General features: G+C 65.7%; 1 pseudogene. It reads right to left on the reverse strand.

The window, feature by feature from the left end:
* Positions 1-922, reverse strand: a pseudogene (locus tag ACWAUG_RS13605) (IS5 family transposase).
* Positions 923-985 lie beyond the last annotated feature (63 nt).

Raw genomic sequence — 985 nt, forward strand, 5'->3', positions numbered from 1 at the left:
CTAGGGCATGTCTCCCAATAGGGCTGCCCAGGTGAGGGCAGCGTGGAGGACTGCGGCGGCGCGGTAGGTGATGGCGAGCTTGTCATAGCGGGTCGCGATGCCGCGCCATTGCTTGACCAGAGCGAAGGACCGCTCCACGACGTTGCGGTCCTTGTAGGCGTCTTCATCGAAGGCCGGTGGCCGACCACCGTTGCGTCCCTTGCGTTTCCGGGCGGCGATCTGGTCGCTCTTCTCCGGTATCACGGCGCGGATGCCGCGGTCGCGGAGCATCCGCCGGTTCACTCCGCTGGCGTATGCCTTGTCGGCCAGGACAGCATCGGGTCGGGTGCGCGGTCTTCCGCCGCTGAGTCGGGGCACCCGGATGTTGTCCAGGATCTGTTCGAGCATCGCCCCGTCGTTGCGTTGCCCGCCGGTGATCACGATCGCCAACGGCAGCCCGTTGCCGTCCACGGCATGGTGGATCTTCGTCGTCAGCCCGCCGCGGGAGCGGCCGATGCCGTGACCGTCAGGTTCGATCTCATCCAGCGGCAGATTCTTGTGATTCGAGAACGCCCCCTGTGTCCTGGTCGGGGCGGGTGGTGTTCGTCGCGTGTTGATGGGCACGCGCGATCGTCGCGTCGACCGACACGTCCCAATCGATCAGCCCTTCGGCGTCAGCCTGAGCGAGTAGTGCCTGCAACACGCGATCCCAAGTGCCGTCGCCGGCATAGCGGCGGTGCCGCTTCCACACGGTCTGCCAGGGACCGAACTCTTCCCGCGGCACGTCACGCCATGGCGTCGAGGTACGGAACCGGTAGATGATCCCATCGACGACGCGACGATCATCACCGAATGGATGGCCGCGTCGTCCCGCGTTCGACGGCAGCAACGGCGCGATCAACGCCCACTGCGCGTCCGTCAACCGACGAGTGCGAGAGTCCAGAACAGAAGTCACCCACCCACAATCGCGCGTCAATCACGAACCATATGGGAGACACGCCCTAGC

It is taken from the genome of Microbacterium sp. GXF6406 (genome assembly GCF_054798215.1).